The sequence below is a fragment of the Phragmitibacter flavus genome (assembly GCF_005780165.1).
GTDB lineage: Bacteria > Verrucomicrobiota > Verrucomicrobiia > Verrucomicrobiales > Verrucomicrobiaceae > Phragmitibacter > Phragmitibacter flavus.
Map to the genome: position 1 here is coordinate 139,018 of NZ_VAUV01000013.1, position 18,785 is coordinate 157,802.

The following is an 18,785-nucleotide window of genomic DNA, read 5'->3' on the forward strand; positions in this document are numbered from 1 at the left end:
CCGAAGCAACTTCGACTCGGCTAATTCAACCTCTCTTTCTGATAACTCCATTACTTGTTACCTTCGTAAGTGATCCGCCAAATGCAATTGGCTCCATCATCACTTACCAACATTGAGCCATCCTTGGCAACCGTTACTCCCACCGGCCTTCCCCACACATCGCCATCGGCTGTCACAAATCCCGTCATAAAATCCTCATATTCCCCCGTTGCATTACCACCGTCCACCGGAATGCGAATCAACTTGTAACCGGTCCGCCGTTCCCGGTTCCACGAACCATGCTGCGCCGCAAACGCATGATTTTTATACTCGGCCGGGAACATCGCTCCATCATAAAACGTCATGCACAAAGACGCCGTGTGTGACTGCAACAATACATCCGGCACAATCACCTGATCCTTCAACTCCGCCTTCTTGCCAACATGCGAAGGATCTTCATTTCCCCCGATGTAAAACCACGGCCACCCATAAAACCCGCCATCCTTCACCTTCGTCACATAGTCCGGCGGCAGATTGTCCCCCAACTCATCGCGCTCGTTCACCGAGGTCCACAAATCACCCGTCTCTGGATGAATCGCCAGCCCCACTGGATTCCTGACGCCCCACGCATAGACCCGCTTGTTTTTTCCATCTGGATCACATTCAAAAATTCGTGCCCGATCAGCCTCCTCCTCGTTGTCATCCACGTTTGACTTCGAACCGATCGAAATGAACAACTTCGTGCCATCCTTGGAAAAAACAATGTCCCGGGTCCAGTGCCCTCCTCCCGTCAACTGGCCCCCGCTCGACAACTCCGTGATCACTTCCGGTTTCCCCTCCACTTTCAGCTGGCCGTTTTTATAAGGAAACCTCACCACCTCGTTGGTGTTGGCGATGTAGATGAATTTTGGATCGTCTCCCAGAGGATAAAATGCAATGCCAAATGGCTGTTTCAAGTCCGTTGCAAAAACCTGGTTCAACTCCGGCTTGCCATCACCATCTTCATCCCGCAGCACACTCACCCTGTCCGACTTGCTCTCCGCCACAAAGATGTCTCCGTTCGGTGCCGTCACGATCACCCGCGGCTCCTTCAATTTCTCTGCATATAGTTCCACCTTGAATCCGGCTGGAACTTTGGGCCATGCGTCTTCAGGCCGGTCCACCATTTTCGGACGATTCTTGCTCGAAGGCACCTCATGGGGCTTGGGCAAATCCTCGACCGTGATCTTGCGCCGCACCCCCGGGGCATCAGAGGTCCAGTCTCCAAAGGCCGCACGTCCCGTCAGCACTTCAGCCGATACGGTTGTTATGGTTAACACGGCCAACAGTCCGGCCATGGTTGCTGAACTTCTTCCTGGTGTGCGACGATAGGTTTTCATGATGGTTCATCATGAATCGCAGATCGCGCGAAAACCGGACGTCACTTAACCACCCTCATCAACATCACGCCGCTGGTGCAGGAGGCGCAGGCGCTGGTGGTGCCGGAGTAGGATCCGTCGGTTCAGGCTGCCCGGGAGGTGGCGTTGGCTGTTGTGGTGGCGTAGGCACAGGATCGCCTGGATTCGGGCCAAGCGGTTCAGGCAATGATGAGTTGGTGGTATTGATCATGTTAATAGATCGCCCCTGCGATCATCAACGGACCCGGCCTAACTCAACTTCCGCTCAATCGCCTCTTCCATCGCACGCTCCACCAACATCACCGCCAGCGTCTGCGTCGCATCATCCAATTCCTGGTTGGCCTGCTTCAACACCCGCGCATCATGCACCCCCGACTTCAAAACCGCTTCCACATTTGCCGCGCATTGACGAATCCCTTCCACCTCGTCGGCTTCCACCATTCCTTCGCACAACCCCAGCGCCTCCTCCACCGCCCCCAGCAACTCTTCTGCCTTCAACCTCGCCTCCGTCCACACCCGCTCATTCATGTCTTCAAACGCATGATCCACACTTTCCGAAATCATTTTTTCCACCTGCGCGTCATCCACATCCACCGCCGCGCTTTGAATCTCCAGCACCGTATCCGTCTGCGTTGCCGTGTCACGTGCCAGCACCTGCAAGATCCCATTCGCATCCAAAGCAAACTGCACCCCCACCCGCGCACTGCCTTTCGGACCCGGCGGAAACGGCACCGCCACCTTGCCCAACTCCCAGTTGTCTTTCGCCAGTTCGCGCTCGCCCTGCAACACGCGAATCAACATCGCGTCCTGAAAATTCACTGCATTGGTAAACATCTCACCCGCCTTGCACGGGATCGTCGTGTTGCGCGGAATGATCACATTCATCAATCCACCAAACGTCTCAATTCCCAATGACAACGGTGTCACGTCCAGCAACACCACATTCCTCAGCGCTCCGCTCAAAATGCCCGCCTGAATCACCGCGCCCAGCGCCACGGCCTCATCAGGATTCTGCGAAAGATTCGGCTCCCGCGAAAACCACTGCGCCACCTTCTCACGCACCAGTCTCATTCGCGTCGAACCACCCACCAAAATCACCTCGTCCAAATCCTCCGTCTTCACTCCGGCATCCGACATCGCCCGCAAACAAAAAGCGCGGGTTCGATCAATCAACGGCGTCGCCAGCTTGTTAAAGTCCGCCAGATTAACGATCACCTGATAACTCTTTTCTCCCTCAAAAAACGGCAGATCAACGGTCACCTCATCCTGAACCGACAACCGCTTCTTCGCCTCCTCCGCCGCTGTCATCAATCGCGACTGTTTCGACACCCCTATCATCTCAAATTCTTCATCCGAAACCTTCATCTGTCTCCAGATCCACGCCGCCAATGCGCGGTCCACATCATCCCCACCAAGCCGCGTGTCGCCTGCCGTCGCCAGCACCTGAAACACGCCATCCCGCATTTCCAAAATCGAAACATCAAAGGTGCCGCCACCCAGATCATAAACGGCAATCCGTCGACGCTCCTCCATCTTGTCCAATCCATAAGCCAGCGCCGCCGCTGTCGGTTCGCTGACAATGCGCTCCACCTTCAACCCTGCCAGTTCCCCTGCCTGCTTCGTGGCCTGCCGTTGTGCATCATTAAAATAAGCCGGCACCGTGATCACCGCCCGGTTCACCGTGGTCTCCAACGCCCTTTCGGCGATGCCCTTCAAGTGCTTCAAAATCTCACTCGAGACCTGCACCGCATCCACCCCCAACGCTTTCAAATCATAAGCCGGCTGCCAGCCATCCTGATTCTGATCAACCTCCCCTTCGCGCCTTCCCATAAAACGTTTCACTGAAGTCACCGTCCTCGCAGGTTCCAAAGCCCGCCGCCGCAACGCCGCCGCCCCGACCATCACGTTCCCATCCCCATCATAAAACACCGCCGATGGCGTCAATCGTGAACCCTCCGCATCCGCCAGCAAAATGGGAAACCCACTGTCCACCACCCCCACCAACGAATTCGTCGTCCCAAGGTCAATTCCCAAAATGTAGTCGGTCTCAATTTCGTTCATGCTCACTCCAAGGTCCAACCATCAACCATTAATCCCCTTCAACCAACTTGAATCAATCGACTGACGGCCTTGTGTATCCCCGTGACACAGCTTGCAGCCTGTGGGTGTGACAGGCATTTTGCCTGTCATCCGAGCGTCTCCGTGCCTACATCACACCATAGACTACAAGTTCCGCATCCCTTACTTCTGCGCCGTCTCCTGCTTCGGAGCAGCGGGAGTCACCGGTGCCGACGGAGTCGCCGGTGTCGGTGCTGCTGGTGCCGGAGCCGCCGCGACCGTCGCCCGCATTTTCTGGAACGGCACACTCTCCACCACCGAAACAATCAAATCCTGCAGACGATACTCACCCTCTGCCGCCTTCTCCTTCAACTGCCTGACAAACAGCTTGTCGGGATAATCCAACCCGCGGCCCAGCGAATAAATCAAAAGATTCTCAATCAAGGTCCGCGTGAAGTCATCGCGTTTCAGATCCACCAACAGCTTGCGCAACTCCGCCGCCCCGTTGAACTTCTCCCCCGTCAGCAGCTTGCCCGTCGCATCCACCGCCTCCTTGTTGTCCTGATCGCGCCAGCGTCCGATCGCATCAAAGTTCTCAAACGCGAAACCAAACGGATCAAGGAATGCGTGACAGCTGGAGCAGCTCGGATTCGCACGGTGCGCCTCAAAACGCTGACGCAACGTTCCCTCCACCTTGGCCCCGCGATCCTCGCCAAACTCTGGAATGTTCTGAGGCGCCGGCGGCGGCGGTGTGCCCAGCACGTTCTCCAACAAAAACTGACCCCGCTTCACCGGCGACGTTCTTGTTGGATGCGACGTCAGCGCCAAAATCCCCGCCTGCGTCAACAACCCGCCACGCGGCGTGCCTTTCAACGACACCTTCTGGAACTTGGAACCCTTCACGCCCTCAACGCCATAAAACTTCGCCAGCGTCTCGTTCATGAACGTGTAGTCGCTGTCGAGGATCTCCAAAGCGCTGCGGTTGTCGCGCAGGATGTGATCAAAAAACAACTCCGACTCCTTCTTCATGTCGCGACGCAGACTGCCCTTGTAAAATTCCGGAAAACGCCGCTGATGGGGCGACATCAACTCGATGTCACGCAGCCGCAGCCACTGACCCGCAAAATTTTCCGTCAACGCCCATCCCTTCCAATCACCGATCATGCGCTTGACCTCGGCTTTCAAATTGGCCCGCAGCTGACCCTTGCCCGCCAGCTCCAGCAACTGATCATCAGGCGCACTGCTCCAGATGAAATAAGACAAACGCGATGCCAGCGTGAACTCATTCACCAACGCCGATCCTTTCCCCACGGGTCCCGCCACATCCGGGGCACCATTGAACAAAAACTTCGACGATCCCATCATCGCCTCCAACACCAGGCTGATCGCTTCCTGCCGTGAAGCGCCTTCTTTCTGCGCCATCACGACCAGCCCCATCAGCTTGTTGAGATCCCCCGCTTCAACAGGACGCCGAAACATCTTCAATCCCATGCGGCTGATCCATTCGCGCGCAAACGCAGGCTCAAACACCTGGGCCGTCTCCGAGCCGGTGGGTCCCACGATATACACCTCTTCCAAATAGGCATTGCGATCCTTGCCATTCAGATAAAAATCGTTCACAAAACCTACCACGATGGTGTTTTTGCCTGCCTTCAGTTTTTTCGTCGTGAATGACAGCGTTTGATTCTTGCCATCCGGCTCCGTGATGTCCAGCGTGCGCACCTCATCGCCCACCTTCACCGACAACCGCGCCCGTTCATCCCCAGCCTGGTTCGCATTCGCCACCAACATCACCCGATACTCACCGTCCGACGGCAGCTCAAACTCGCGCTTCACGCTTCCATTGCTGGCGAACACCGCCCGCTTGTTTTGCAAAAACACCCCGCCACCATCAAGCTTCTCAAAGTCGTCACCCTGAATCTCCAGCTGCGCAGGACTAATCTTCTTGCCCTGCATCAGCCACTCCAGAAATGGCGACTGCGCCACCGCCTTCATTTTGATCGGCCCTTCCACATGAGCCGACCTCAGCAACAGGTTGCGATCACGACGATGTTTGTCCGGCGCGTTGTCATCAAAATGATCATTCAAAAACCGCACCGCCAGACTGCGCTTGCCTTTCTCCAAGTTCAAATCAAACGCCACCCGCTCCAGGCTGCCATCAATGTCCTTGCCATCAAACTCCTTCTCCACCTCGCCATTGAACACTTCCTTCCCATCCACCAGCACCGCATACTTCGCGTTTTCATCCCCCGATTTGTTCGACGAAAGCAACAACGTCACCCGATACAAACCCGGCTCTTTGATCTCCGTCGTTCCCACCATTTCGCCATTGCCAAACAGTGCCATCATCCCATAGCGCTCCGAACCACTGCCGCTGCTCACCTTGAACTCATCCCCGCTCAACTCATCCTCAAAACGCCCCGCCGGACGCACCCACACCGCCTCCGCAGCGACCTCGCGCGCCGACCGCAAATACTTCTCCATCAACATCGGTGAAAGGCTCAACACCGACCCAATGTTGTCATAACCATAACCCGTGTCATCCGGCGGAAAATTACGCGCCGGACGTGAGTTCACCTTCAACACATCGCGCACCGTGTTGTTGTATTCCGTGCGATTCATTCGACGCAACGTCACATGCCCTGGATCAGGCTTCGTGGGGTCCACCCAAAACACCTCGTCTTCAATCCACTTCAACACCAGTTTCCGCTCCTCCAATGTCGGCTGATCCTTGTCCTCCGGAGGCATCACATGCGTGCTCATGATCTCCCGCACATGATCCCACATCTTCTTGTCGCTCAGCGCCTCCGCATAATCCTTGTGCCCGTCCATCGCAAAATCGCCCTTGTCCATCCCATCCCCATGGCAGTCGTAACAAAAGGTCTGCAACACCGGCAGCACACTCTTTTCAAACGTCTGGTGACCACGCAGCTCTCCCGCCGCAAACACAGGTTTCACCATCGCCATCCCCACGGAAGACAAACTCACAACAACAAAAGTAACCAGGCGACGCAATTTCATTTCGATTCAATTCAGAAAAGCCGCGGCAGCAACCCATGCGCCACGTCCTCTTATAGGACTACGCGCTTCACCCCCCTGCGGCTTTCCGCAAAATAGGTCGAAATCAGGAATCTGCACCCTGCTTCTTGGATTCCTCCACCCCTTTGCCCTTCCGCGCTGCCTGCCATTCCCGATATTTGCTCAACTCGGTCTCTACCAGCTTCAAACAAAACGCCAGCACTGTCGCATCATCCAGATACCCCAGTCCCGGCACGATGTCCGGAATCGCATCCACCGGATTCAACACATAAAACAAGGCCAGCGCCGCTGCTCCAATCGCCCAATACGGCACCTCACGATAGTTCCCTTGGAAATAATCCTTCACCATCTGCAGCAGCAATATCCCATGCTCCAACAATGCCTTTAGCGCCTTCTGACCCGTTAATTTCTTCTCAATTTCACGTTCCTTGTCCACCACCGTGGAAATCGTGGCATCATGACGCTGATCGGGAGGGGATGATTTTTCAGACATGGCTTAAATTTTCCTTACGATTGCCAAACAGCAAGCATGGCAACAACCTTGGATGATCAAGCTTCAGGAACGTTGCAAAAAAACTTCATCTGTCCTCCTCCCGTCGCATCTCCCATGTCCAGCAGCCTAAATCTTGAAATCGACGCCCAATCCTGGCCCCTTCAATCTGGCGACATCATTGGCCGGTTCGGCACCGTCGCCCTTGATGCCCTCAAAACCTGCGACGTGCTCTCCCGCCATCATCTTCGCGTCGATCTCGTCCAAAACCTCTGGCACCTCACCGTCCTCCCCAACGTCCGCAACGCCACCCGGCTCAACGGCAAACTCCTCACGCCCGAAGAATCGGTGCCCCTCACCGCCATCAACGACCTCACCATCCACACCCTTCACCTGCGCCTTCGTCAAACCTTTCAAGAATCCTCCCCCAACACCCTTACCAATCACCCGGTCGCCCTGCTCACCATCGACCCGCTGCTCCAGATCCAGCTCCTCAACCCCAGCGCCCAAACCCTCCTCGGCACCACCCTCACCATCGGCAGCAACCTCGCCAGCTTCATCGATCCGCAAAGCATCATCCGACTCCGCCTCGCCCTCGACCAATTGCAAAACCAACAAACCACCAGCATCGACCTCCAATCCCCGCCGCCCCGCGAACTCCATCTCCGCACCCTCCTCCGACGCGACAACGCCACCAACACCTTCCTCCTCGCCCTCCACGACATCACCGACGAACACCAGCAAAACCTCCATCTTCAAACCAGCCTCAAGGCTCACACCACCCATCTCCACCAGCTCAGCGCGTTGCTCTCCTCCCCCGCCCTGCACACCGGCGACCTGCCCGTCATTCTCCCCCTCATCGCCCAATACACCGCCGACCTGCTACCTGAAACCCACGTCGCCCTCTCCATTCTCCAATCCGACCAATCCCTTCACCCCGCCGCCATCGCCGGCACCGTCTACCAACACGCCACTCCCCATTTCTCCAAAACCCACCCCGGCGGCGAAATCCAACTCACCCGCCCGCCCCACGCGCTCTGGACTGACTTCGACGAACAAACCGCCCACCTCAGCTTCCACCTTTTCTCCCTCGCCCTCGACAACGCCCGCCGCGCCCAGGACCTCGAACGCCTCCAACTCCACGAAGACTCCCTCAAAGTCGAATTCGCCCAGGCCACCCGCTACCTTTCCCGACTCCTTCCCGCCCCCGTGACCACTGGACCTGTTCACCTCCACTGGCAATACCAGCCCAGCGGCGGACTCGGCGGTGATGTCTTCGGTTACGACTGGCTCGATCACGACCACCTCTATCTTTTTGTCGTCGACGTCGCCGGTCACGGCATCGGAGCCGCCCTCCTCGCCGTCTCACTCATCAACCACCTCCGCCTCAGCATCGAGCGCAAAGAACCCTGGCTTCGCGACCCCGCCGACTGGCTCACCCACCTCAACCAAACCTTTCCCATGGAAAAACACGGTGGACTCACCTGGACCCTGTGGTGCGGCATCTACAACACCACCAAAAAGGAGCTTCACTACTCCAGCGGCGGTCATCCACCCGCCATCCTCCTTGATCGCGGCCAGGTCAAAGAACTCACCACCAACGGACCCGTCCTCGGAGCTCTTGCCGACATCACCTTCCAGTCCGCCAAAACCAAAGTCCATCCCGGAGCCAAACTCTTCCTCTACACCGATGGCGTTTTCGAGTTCCCCCTCGCCGACGGCACCACCGGCACCAGCGCCAGTTTTGTGAGCACCGTCGCCGGCACCGCCAACATGACCAGCGGCGAATGCGACTTCCTCCACCATCACGCCGCCGCCCTCTGCGGCAGCAGCGAATTCCCCGACGACTTCACCCTCCTCTGCGCCAAATTCACCTGATCGACTTCCTCAAGTCGAAGCCGCAAAGCCTGCACCGAAACCCTGGAACTCCAAAGATTTTGCAGCTCCTCAACACCACCGCTCCACGATCGATTGATTTGGGTAATTTTGAATCAGGCCTTTCGGAACATGCATCCAATCGTCAAGAGCGCATAAGCTCCGACGACCAGCCAGAAGCTGTATTGGCTCAGATATTTGACCGACTCAAAATGACCGATCAGTCCCAGCACCGCTAGGATCAATGACACGACAAACAACTTCTGGGTGGGGGCGCTTAATTTCATAAGGGTTTTTTACGGAGAAGGGATGCAACAACTCCGCTTCTCCCTTCGCCATCCAATCGTGCAACGTCAAACGTTCAATTGCCAAATCCAGACGATTCACCAACATTCATGCTCGCGACGAATCTCTTAGCGTCTTATCGCCGTCGACCAATTCACCAACAATTCATACCGACTTCATCCAACTTTCACCCACCCGGGCTCCCTCTCTCTCATGTCCATCCTCTCCCGTCCCCTCTCTTGGTTCCTCGCCGTCGTCGTCTGGTATGCCGCCCTGCTCTACCTCTCCTCCCAATCCCAACTCGAGGCCCCCGTCCCCGAATTCATGCATCGCGACAAAGTCATGCACCTGACCTACTTCGCTCTCGGCGGCATCTGTCTCTATCTCGCCCTACGATTTTCGCGACCCCACTTTACCCACGCCCGAATCTCCCTATTCGTCATCCTATTCTGCGCCAGCATCGGAGCCCTCGATGAATTCCGTCAATCCTTCACCCCCAACCGCAGCGGCAACGATCTCGGCGACTGGATCGCCGACACCCTCGGAGGCGTGGTCGCCTGTTTCGTCAGCCCCTATCTCCTCCCCCTCATCAAAAAACTCAGCCGATAATTTTCAGCCTTCATCCCTCATCCTTCATCCTTTTGTAACATGTCCGCCGCTGACCGTATCCTTCAACTCCGCCGCGAAATCGAGCACCACAACCAGCTCTATTACCAGCAGGCCCAGCCCGAGATCACCGACCAGCAATACGACACCCTCCTCCGCGAACTCCAGGATCTCGAACTCGCCCACCCCGACCTGCTCACCCCCGACTCCCCCACCCAGCGCGTCGGCGGTGCCCCGCTCCAGGGTTTCACGCAAATCACGCACCCCGTGCGCATGATGAGCCTCGACAACACCTACTCCGAAGCCGAACTGCGCGACTTCTACAACCGCCTCCAAAAATCCCTCGGACGCGAACACATTCGCTGCCTCGTCGAAGCCAAAATCGACGGGGTCGCCGTCGCCGTGCGCTATGAAAATGGTCTCCTCAACTACGCCGCCACCCGCGGTGATGGCACTGTGGGCGACAACATCACCGCCAACATGAAAACCATCCGCGGCCTCCCCCTGCGCATTCCCGCTGATGGACCCCAAACCTTCGAAGTCCGCGGCGAAGTCTACATGACCCGCACCGTCTTCGACAAGATCAACCAGGAACGCGAAGAGGCCGGTGAACCCCTCTACGCCAACCCCCGCAACACCACCGCCGGCACCCTCAAACAACTCGACTCCCGCCAGGTTGCCAAACGCCCGTTGCACGTGCTCTTCTACGGCCTCGGCGACCCCGGCGACACCCAGCTCAACACCCAAAGCGAGATCCACCAACTCCTCGACCACTCCAAACTCCCCCGCTCCCCGCTCCTCTGGCCATGCGACACCTTCGAACAAGTCCTCGAAGCCACCCACGCCATCGACGCCCAACGCAAATCCCTCCCCTACGACACCGATGGTGCCGTCATCAAGGTCGACAGCTTCGCGGAACAACGCGAACTCGGTGCCACCAGCAAAGCGCCCCGCTGGGCCATTGCCTACAAATTTCAGGCCGAACAAGCCGAAACCCGACTCCTTGCCGTCGACATCCAGGTCGGTCGCACCGGTGCCCTCACCCCCGTCGCCCGCCTCACCCCCGTCCTGCTCAGCGGCTCAACTGTCTCCAACGCCACCCTTCACAACTACGAGGAAATTCAGCGCAAAGACATCCGCATCGGCGACCTCGTCACCATCGAAAAAGCCGGCGAAATCATCCCCGCCGTCATCTCCGTCAACACCACCGCGCGAACCGGCAACGAAACCCCCGTCCCTGTCCCGACCACCTGCCCCGTCTGTAACACCCCCGCCGTCAAAGACCCCGTCCAGGTCGCCATCCGCTGCCCCAATCCCAACTGCCCTGAACAGGTCAAACGCCGGCTCGAACACTTCACCCAACGCGGTGCCATGGACATCCGCAGCCTCGGCGAAAAGAACATCGCCCAACTCGTCGACCTCAACCTCATCCGCACCCCTGCCGACATCTACGACCTCAACGAACTCTCCCTTGCCCGCATGGAACGGCAGGGCACCAAAAGCATCGATAACCTCATCAAAGGCATCGCCGAAAGCAAAACCCAGCCTCCCTGGCGCCTGCTCTTCGGCCTCGGCATCCTCCACGTCGGAGCCTCCAGCGCCCGCAGCCTCCTCGATCACTTCGACAGCATCGACAAACTCTCGACTACCTCCATCGAAGACCTCTTAAAAGTCAGCGACATCGGCACCATCGTCGCCCAGAGCATCCACACCTGGTTCAACGACGAAGCCAATCAGCAACTCATCACCCGCCTGCGCGATTCCGGTCTCAACTTCACCAACCCCCAAACCGAACAAGCCTCCGACCGCTTCGCCGGCACCACCTGGGTCATCACCGGCACCCTCAGTCAACCGAGAGAAACCATCGCCGAAATCATCCGCAGTCACGGCGGCAAAGTCAGCGGCAGCGTCAGCGCCAAAACCACCTATCTCCTCGCCGGAGAAGAAGCCGGCAGCAAACTCGACAAAGCCAAAAAACTCGGCGTCAAAACCCTCACCGAGCCCGAGTTCACCGACCTCCTAAACTCCCCCCGCTAACGATTCGTCCCCCACCATGGAGTGCCGACGTGTCGTCGGCAAAAACCCAAAATCGGACCACCGACGTTCCGTCGGTCTCAACCCACCACCAAGTCACAATCCGCCCAACGCACCCTCTCCCGCCGCTCCCCAAGTCGGACCACCGACGTGCCGTCGGTTTCGCCCCCTCTCACCCCCATCAAGGCAGCGCACCCACCTCACGCAGCACCGCCCGCGTGATCCCCTCCCGCTTCGGCAAATCCTCCATCCGCCCCGGCGTGTCGATATTCAGCGCAAAAAACCCCGGCCCCGTTGGCCACTCCACCCATCCCACCCCCCCCCCAATCTCCCCGCTCCAGCCTGTCTTCGCCCGCAAGATCCAATCCCTCCCCGCCTCCACAATCATCACATCCTTCACCAACCGCTGATGCTCCACCTTGAACGGCAACTCATTCCGATAAAGCCGCTTCAAAAACGCCACCTGCTCCACCGCTGAAATCGCCAAATCCCCCTCCACCCAAAACGGCTTCATTCCCGTCACCTCCTCATTCCCATAACCCACCTTCTTCAAATACTCTATCTCCGCCTCATCCCCAATCTCCCGCGCAAATTTCTCATAAACCCAAACCACCGAATTCCGCATCGACGAACGCAAATCCTGATCCCGGTTCCAGGTTTCAATCGGCCTCTGCTCTCCATCCCATTCAAAGACCTGAAACTCATCCCGCACCACTCCCGCGTCCAACGCAAACAACGTATGCGGAATCTTGAACGTTGAAGCCGGCGTCAACCGCTTCTTCGCCCTCTCCCCATCATAAACTCCCGACGCTCCTCCACCTTCCCCCCGTTCATCCAACACCACCACCGTCCCCTCCGCTTTCGCTTCCTCAAAAAAACGCCCCCACTCCGCCCGCTCCACCAGCGCATCCTCCGCCCAGCCTGAACTGCAAACAAAAACAAAGACACCAAAGCTCCACCACGGATTTCTCATCCCATTGGTTCTACACCCACCCGGCCTCCAAGATCGATCAAAAAATTTGAATCGCCAATCATCCATCACCAACTAAGCGACACGCTCCCAACGAAACTTGCGATCTTTCTCTTCTATCGGCTGATCATTGATGCTCGCAAACCTCCGCGCCATGTAACCATTCTCATCAAACTCCCAGTTTCATTGCCATGACTGCGCCACCACTGGTCGCTGTCATCATGCCATTCATATTCAAATCGCACCGCAATGCGATTCCCCGTGAAAGCCCACAGCGTTTTCTTCAAACGATAGTCCTGTTCCCTCTCCCATTTGCGCGTCAGAAACTCGACCACCTCAGCCCGACCACGAAGAAAGTGGGATCGGTTGCGCCACTCCGTATCCTCCGTGTAGGCAAGCGAGACCCGTTGCGGATCACGACTGTTCCAGGCATCCTCCGCAGCTTGAACTTTTTTAATGGCGGTTTCTTCAGTAAAAGGAGGGAGTGGTGGGCGCGGGTTCATGATTCGGATTGATAGGTTTTCAGTTGAGCTTCCAGTTCCGCAATGCGGTTTTTCAATGGCACGATGGCCGTTTCAATCTCAGCAGGCGTAAATCGCGGCGTGATGAACTTCGGACAGTTCCAGTCATAAGACAAAACATCGATCACCATGATCCGCTCAACCTTCGCCGCATGACCTCCCGGCGGAGCAATGCGCTCCACCAAGTCGGGATGTTCACGCGCATCCAACACCTTCGCATGACCAAGAATCTTCAGCCGTTCCCGCGCAGGATAATCCATCAGAAACAAACTCACCCGATCATTCACCGCAAGACTGCCAACGCTGATCATCTGCCGGTTGCCCCCATGATCCGCAAACATCAGTTCATTCTCTCCGGTAACCTTCAAAAACCCCTTCCGTCCACCGCGATGTTGCAAATAAGGCCAGCCGTTTTCCGTGATGGTTGCCATGTAAAAGGAGTCGCGATCTTCAATAAACGCCACCTCCGATGCGGTCAGCGCATCGACCTTTGGAGCCCCTTCAAAGTCGGGATAAGTGCGACCATAATAATGACGCTCCGCTTCCAGAACCGCAGGCGTCAGCACCGTATGCATGTATCGATCAGCCATGGCAAAATTAGTTATAAGTTACAAACCCATCATGCCCCCTCACCAACCTCACGGGTAATGCTGCTTTCCTGTTGCGGTTATGCACCACCAACATAACCTCCCGCCTCATGATTGACCTCATCCGCGCATTGCTGGTTGTGATCGAAGAAGGAAGCATCAATCGCGCCGCCCTTCGCCTGCGCCTGTCCCAGCCCGCCCTCAGTCGGCAGATGAAAGCGCTTGAGGAACAAATCGGCGGCCGCTTGCTGGAACGTGAAACCGGTGGCGTCAAACCCACCAACCTTTGCCACACGCTGATGAAATCCATGCGTCCCCTGATGGAAGCGTATGACCTCAACCTCGCCAACCTGCGCCGTCAGGCCCGCGGCGAACGATCGGAACTGCGCGTGGGATATCTCATCTCCGCCGCTCAAAGCATCCTCACCCCGGCACTCACCCGATTGCGCAAAGCCCATCCCGACGTCAAACTTTTGCTGCACGACCTCTCGCCACGCGAACAAATCGATGGACTTCGTGCTGGTGAACTCGACCTCGCCCTCATCGGCCAGGAAGGCAGTGTCGCCGCCAGCGAATTTCACAGCACCAAACTCGGCTCATTCCGGGTCTGCGCCGCTCTTTCCGACAGCGATCCCCTCGCCTCAAAAACCAGGATCACCCTCAAAGACCTGAAAGGACGCGACTTCATCGGCATTGATGAACACCACATGCCGGGTCGCAACCGCTGGCTCACCTCCCTCTGCCGCACCGCCGGATTCAAACCCCGCTTCGCCGCCATCGTCGATGGCATCACCAACGTCCTCTCCCTAGTCGTGTCCGAATCCGCCGTCACCCTGCTGCCCGACTACTTCCTTCAGTTCCAACACCCGGGCGTCACGTTCGTGCCCATCAGCGATGAACAGGCACGCTGGGACTTCATCGTCCTCACCCAACGTGGCCGCACCTCCACCGCTGCCAGAACCTTGCTAGAGGCGCTCAAACAAGTCGTCGCCAAAGACAAATGATCGACGCCAACTCTCGACTGCCATCATAAAAAAACCTTGGCATCCCCCGCCTGCCCGATAGGCTCTCACTCTCTCTCCGCCCAACACCCTTTCGATCCCGTCATGAAAAATCTCAAACAACGCATCAAAGCCGGCGAAACCGTCAACGGCTGCTGGCTTAACCTCGGCTCCCCGCTCACCGCCGAAATCGTCGGCCTCGCCGGCTTCGACTGGGTGCTCATCGACCTCGAACACGGTGCCGGTGGCGAAACCGACATCGCCGCCCAGCTCCAGGCCCTCCAGCACACCCCCACCACCCCCATCGTCCGCGTTGAAAGCGCCGCCAGTCAGCGCATCCACCGTGTCCTCGACATGGGAGCCCAGGGGATCATGTGCCCCAAGGTCAACAATGCCGCCGAAGCTCAAACCGTCGCCAGCGGCATGCACTACCCACCCCACGGCACCCGCGGCGTCGCCAAAATGGTGCGTGCCACCGCCTTTGGACGCGACTTTGCCGACTACTACCGCGACGCCCGCGAAAACCTCCTCGGCGTCATCCAAATCGAAACCATCGAAGCTCTCAGCCACCTCGATGAAATCGCCGCCCTCGACGGCGTCGACGTCCTCTTCATCGGCCCCGCCGACCTCACCATGGAGCTCGGCATCTTCGGCCAGTTCGACCACCCCAAATTTCTCGAAGCCGTCCACGCCATCGTCAAAGCCGCCAACAACGCCAACAAAGCCACCGGCATCCTCTTCTTCAATCCCGACGACTACCAAAAATACCACAACCTCGGCATCCGCATGATCGCCTGCGGAGCCGACGCCACCTTCGTCGCCGACAGCGCCCGCACCATGGCCGCCAAGCTCCAGTCCGCTCGCGACGTGCCTCAATCGTAAATCAAAGCCGCCATGCCTCCCTTCCTCGCCGACCCCATCGTCATCATCATCTGCGGCGTCATCCTCGTCGTCGGCGGCATCATCTGGCTGCGCCTCCATCCCTTCCTCGCCCTCCTCCTTGGCGCGTTCGCCGTCGCCATGATGACGCCCGCTGCGGCCATCGAACAGTTCGCGATCGACCGCGGCATGTCCGCCCAGGCCGCTGCTCAAATGGCCGACCGCCATGTCGGCGAACGCATCGCCGAAGCCTTCGGCAAAACCGTCGGCACCATCGGCATCCTCATTGCCATGGCCTCCATCATCGGCAAATGCCTGCTCGACAGCGGCTCCGCCGAAAAAATCGTCCGCTCCCTCCTCCGCCTCACCGGTCCCAAAAACGCCCCCGCCGCCTTCTTCGGCGGCAGCTTCTTCCTCGGCATCCCCGTCTTCTTCGACACCGTCTTCTACCTCATGGTCCCCCTAGCCAAAGCCATGGCCGCCCGGCTCGGCAAAAACTACATCCTCCTCATCATGGCCATCACCGGCGGTGCCGCCATGTCCAATTCCCTCGTCCCCCCCACCCCCGGCCCGCTCTTTCTCGTCAGTGAAATGAAAATCCCCATCGGCATGATGATGATCGGCGGCACCATCGTCGGCCTCTTCACCATCGCCGCCGGTTACGGTTACGCCGTCTGGGCCAACCGCCGCTGGCCCATCCCCCTGCGCGACTCCATTGACGCCCCCCTCGAAAAAATCCACGCCCTCGCCGCCCAGGACGAGTCGCGCCTCCCCAACCTCTGGCTCGCCCTCCTCCCCGTCCTCATCCCCCTCGTTTTCATCAGCGCCAGCGCCACCATCGACAGCTACTACGCCGACGCCAACCACCCACTCCTCACCCTCATCCGCTTCCTCGGCGAAAAAAACACCGCCCTGACCAGCGGAGCCCTCGCCGCCCTCCTCATCCTCGCCTTCCGCAACCGAGGCTCCGGCAGCAGCACCAATATCCTTGAACCCGTCAGCGCCTCCCTCATGAGTGCCGGCGTCATCATCCTCATCACCGCCGCAGGAGGAGCCTTCGGCGGCATGCTTCAGCAGACCGGCATCAGCACCCGCATCGCCGATCTGACCAGCGGCTATCAAATGGCCCTCATCCCCCTCTCCTTCTTCATCACCGCCATCGTCCGCACCGCCCAAGGCTCCGCCACCGTCGCCATGATCACCGCCGCCGGCATCCTCGCCGGTGTCGCCACCGACGCCAACCTCGACTACCACCCCCTCTACCTCGCCCTCTCCATTGCCTGCGGCTCCAAACTCATCCCCTGGATGAACGACAGCGGCTTTTGGATCGTTGGCAAAATGAGCAACCTCACCGAAAGCGAAGTCTTAAAAACCTTCTCCCCCCTCCTCACCATCATGGGCCTCGCCGGCCTCCTCGTCATCATGATCGGCGCAAAACTGTTCCCTCTCATCTAAGACTTAAACCGCCCACAAATCAGACTTTCCTTGCCAATAAATCAGACAATGCTATTTTGAAATCATGAAAATCTCCATCGATATTCCTGAAACCGAACTGGAGGAGATTACCCGCCTCACCGGCATCACCAAAAAAGGCCCCGCCATCCGCAAACTGCTCGCTGATACCCTCACGATGCAACGCCGCGCCGAGATCGCCGCCAAATTCGTCTCGGGCGAGTGGTCTGCCGAACTCGAAGGCTACGAAGCCGCACAAGTTGCCGACCGCCAACACTCCACCACTCTCGCTGAACAATGGCGCGATTGATCGACTCGTCCCTTTGGGTGGACTTCACCCGCCGCAAAACGCCGCCATCGCTCAAATCTCGCATCCAACCCTGGATCCTCGACACCCAGGCCGCGATCTGCGAGCCCATCGCTTTTGAAATCCTGCGCTACGCCACGCTTGAGGAGCGCCCGCAAATCAACGCCCAGTTCGCCACTCTCCCCCTCCTCTCCACGCCGCCTCGAATCTGGCGTGACGCCACCCGCCTCGGCCAGCAATGCCGCGACCAGCGCATCAACATCGGCGCACTCGACCTCCTCATTACCGCCATTGCCATCCATCACGACGCCGAACTGGTCACCTTCGACAAGGACTATGCTCCCCTAGCAGACATCTTCCCCTTGCGTCTCATCTTCCTCACCCGCTAATTCCCTTCACTTAAGACTTTTACTCACACACAATAACATGGAAAAAATCGGATTCATCGGACTCGGCATCATGGGCGAACCCATGGCACTCAACCTAATCAAAGCCGGCCACCCTGTCGCCGTCCTCGCCACCAGCGCCGCCGCCAACACCCTCACCGCCGCCGGAGCCCAGTCCCATCCCGACTCCGCCTCCCTCGCCGCCGCCTCTGACATCATCATCACCATGCTCCCCGACTCCCCCGAAGTCGAAGCCGTCGCCGCGCAAATCATCGACACCATCCGCCCCGGCTCCCTGTTCATCGACATGTCCACCATCGCCCCCACAACCGCGATCGCCCTGCACCAACTATTCGCCGCCAAATCCGTCGAAGCCCTCGACGCCCCCGTCTCCGGCGGTCAGGTCGGAGCCCAAAACGCCGCCCTCTCCATCATGGTCGGCGGCAGTGCCGACGCCTTCACCCGCGCCCAGCCCCTCTTCGCCGCCATGGGCAAAAACATCGTCCACATTGGTGCCCCCGGCGCAGGTCAAACCACCAAGACCTGCAACCAGATCATCGTCGCCATGACCATCCAGGCCGTCGCCGAAGCTTTCACGCTCGCCCAAAAAGCCGGCGTCGACCTCGTCAAAATGCGCGAAGTCCTCCTCGGCGGTTTTGCCCAAAGCCGCATCCTCGACCTCCACGGTCAGCGCATCATCGACCGCAACTTCAAACCCGGCTTCAAGGTCAAACTCCACCGCAAGGACATGAACATTGCCCTCGCCACCGGCAAACAATTTGAAGTCCCCCTCGACGGCAGCGCCCAGGTCACCGCCCGCATGGAACAACTCATCGCCGACGGTCACGGCGAACTCGACCACAGCGCCCTCGCCCTCCTCCTAGAACAACTCTCCGGGATCACCCCCGCCTGAGCCGCT

16 protein-coding genes and 1 pseudogene are annotated in these 18,785 nt (G+C 58.3%); 9 read left to right on the forward strand and 8 right to left on the reverse strand.

What is annotated here, in order from left to right; genetic code table 11:
• Positions 1-50: 50 nt before the first annotated feature.
• The 4 genes from FEM03_RS17685 to FEM03_RS17700 form a co-directional block, all read right to left on the reverse strand.
• Positions 51-1,358 (reverse strand): PQQ-dependent sugar dehydrogenase, encoded by a 1,308-nt coding sequence (locus tag FEM03_RS17685; protein WP_138087618.1) that lies wholly within the window; start codon positions 1,356-1,358, stop codon positions 51-53.
• Positions 1,359-1,625: 267 nt separating this feature from the next.
• Entirely contained in the window at positions 1,626-3,437 is a 1,812-nt protein-coding gene (locus FEM03_RS17690; RefSeq protein WP_166442955.1) for an Hsp70 family protein, read from the reverse strand.
• A 180-nt stretch (positions 3,438-3,617) separates the two neighbouring features.
• A complete protein-coding gene (locus tag FEM03_RS17695) occupies positions 3,618-6,422 on the reverse strand; it encodes a DUF1592 domain-containing protein (protein WP_166442956.1) in 2,805 nt (934 codons plus the stop codon).
• 136 nt (positions 6,423-6,558) lie between these two features.
• Positions 6,559-6,966 carry a YkvA family protein gene (locus FEM03_RS17700; protein WP_138087620.1) on the reverse strand — a complete coding sequence of 136 codons (408 nt, stop codon included), beginning with the start codon at positions 6,964-6,966 and terminating at the stop codon, positions 6,559-6,561.
• Between the two features lie 114 nt (positions 6,967-7,080).
• Here FEM03_RS17700 and FEM03_RS17705 point away from each other — a divergent pair, with 114 nt between their 5' ends.
• Positions 7,081-8,841 carry a SpoIIE family protein phosphatase gene (locus FEM03_RS17705; RefSeq protein WP_138087621.1) on the forward strand — a complete coding sequence of 587 codons (1,761 nt, stop codon included), beginning with the start codon at positions 7,081-7,083 and terminating at the stop codon, positions 8,839-8,841.
• Positions 8,842-8,954: 113 nt separating this feature from the next.
• Here FEM03_RS17705 and FEM03_RS24520 read toward each other — a convergent pair whose 3' ends face one another.
• Positions 8,955-9,125, reverse strand: coding sequence for a hypothetical protein (locus FEM03_RS24520; RefSeq protein ID WP_166442957.1), 171 nt, complete (start codon positions 9,123-9,125; stop codon positions 8,955-8,957).
• 211 nt (positions 9,126-9,336) lie between these two features.
• Here FEM03_RS24520 and FEM03_RS17710 point away from each other — a divergent pair, with 211 nt between their 5' ends.
• Both FEM03_RS17710 and ligA read left to right on the forward strand, forming a co-directional pair.
• A complete protein-coding gene (locus FEM03_RS17710; protein WP_138087622.1) occupies positions 9,337-9,732 on the forward strand; it encodes a VanZ family protein in 396 nt (131 codons plus the stop codon).
• 39 nt (positions 9,733-9,771) lie between these two features.
• A complete protein-coding gene (gene ligA / locus FEM03_RS17715; RefSeq protein WP_138087623.1) occupies positions 9,772-11,766 on the forward strand; it encodes an NAD-dependent DNA ligase LigA in 1,995 nt (664 codons plus the stop codon).
• A 178-nt stretch (positions 11,767-11,944) separates the two neighbouring features.
• Here ligA and blaOXA read toward each other — a convergent pair whose 3' ends face one another.
• From blaOXA to FEM03_RS17730, 3 genes and pseudogenes are all read right to left on the reverse strand, one after another.
• Positions 11,945-12,736, reverse strand: coding sequence for a class D beta-lactamase (gene blaOXA / locus FEM03_RS17720; RefSeq protein ID WP_138087624.1), 792 nt, complete (start codon positions 12,734-12,736; stop codon positions 11,945-11,947).
• A 72-nt stretch (positions 12,737-12,808) separates the two neighbouring features.
• Positions 12,809-13,236 (reverse strand): annotated as a pseudogene (locus tag FEM03_RS25850) (nuclear transport factor 2 family protein).
• Positions 13,233-13,844 carry a pyridoxamine 5'-phosphate oxidase family protein gene (locus tag FEM03_RS17730; RefSeq protein WP_138087625.1) on the reverse strand — a complete coding sequence of 204 codons (612 nt, stop codon included), beginning with the start codon at positions 13,842-13,844 and terminating at the stop codon, positions 13,233-13,235. The pseudogene FEM03_RS25850 and the gene FEM03_RS17730 overlap by 4 nt, the downstream one beginning before the upstream one ends.
• A 107-nt stretch (positions 13,845-13,951) precedes the next feature.
• Here FEM03_RS17730 and FEM03_RS17735 point away from each other — a divergent pair, with 107 nt between their 5' ends.
• The 6 genes from FEM03_RS17735 (at position 13,952) to FEM03_RS17760 (ending at position 18,779) form a co-directional block, all read left to right on the forward strand.
• Entirely contained in the window at positions 13,952-14,845 is an 894-nt protein-coding gene (locus tag FEM03_RS17735) for a LysR family transcriptional regulator (RefSeq protein ID WP_138087626.1), read from the forward strand.
• Positions 14,846-14,947: 102 nt separating this feature from the next.
• Positions 14,948-15,724, forward strand: a complete 777-nt coding sequence (locus FEM03_RS17740; RefSeq protein ID WP_138087627.1) for an HpcH/HpaI aldolase family protein — start codon at positions 14,948-14,950, stop codon at positions 15,722-15,724.
• Between the two features lie 12 nt (positions 15,725-15,736).
• Entirely contained in the window at positions 15,737-17,176 is a 1,440-nt protein-coding gene (locus tag FEM03_RS17745; protein WP_138087628.1) for a GntP family permease, read from the forward strand.
• Positions 17,177-17,240: 64 nt separating this feature from the next.
• Positions 17,241-17,483, forward strand: coding sequence for a hypothetical protein (locus FEM03_RS17750; protein ID WP_206171062.1), 243 nt, complete (start codon positions 17,241-17,243; stop codon positions 17,481-17,483).
• Entirely contained in the window at positions 17,471-17,869 is a 399-nt protein-coding gene (locus FEM03_RS17755) for a PIN domain-containing protein (protein WP_138087629.1), read from the forward strand. Before FEM03_RS17750 ends, FEM03_RS17755 begins: the two co-directional genes overlap by 13 nt.
• A 37-nt stretch (positions 17,870-17,906) precedes the next feature.
• The gene (locus FEM03_RS17760) at positions 17,907-18,779 is read left to right on the forward strand and encodes an NAD(P)-dependent oxidoreductase (RefSeq protein WP_138087630.1); all 873 of its coding nucleotides are present in this window, start codon (positions 17,907-17,909) and stop codon (positions 18,777-18,779) included.
• Positions 18,780-18,785: the final 6 nt, after the last annotated feature.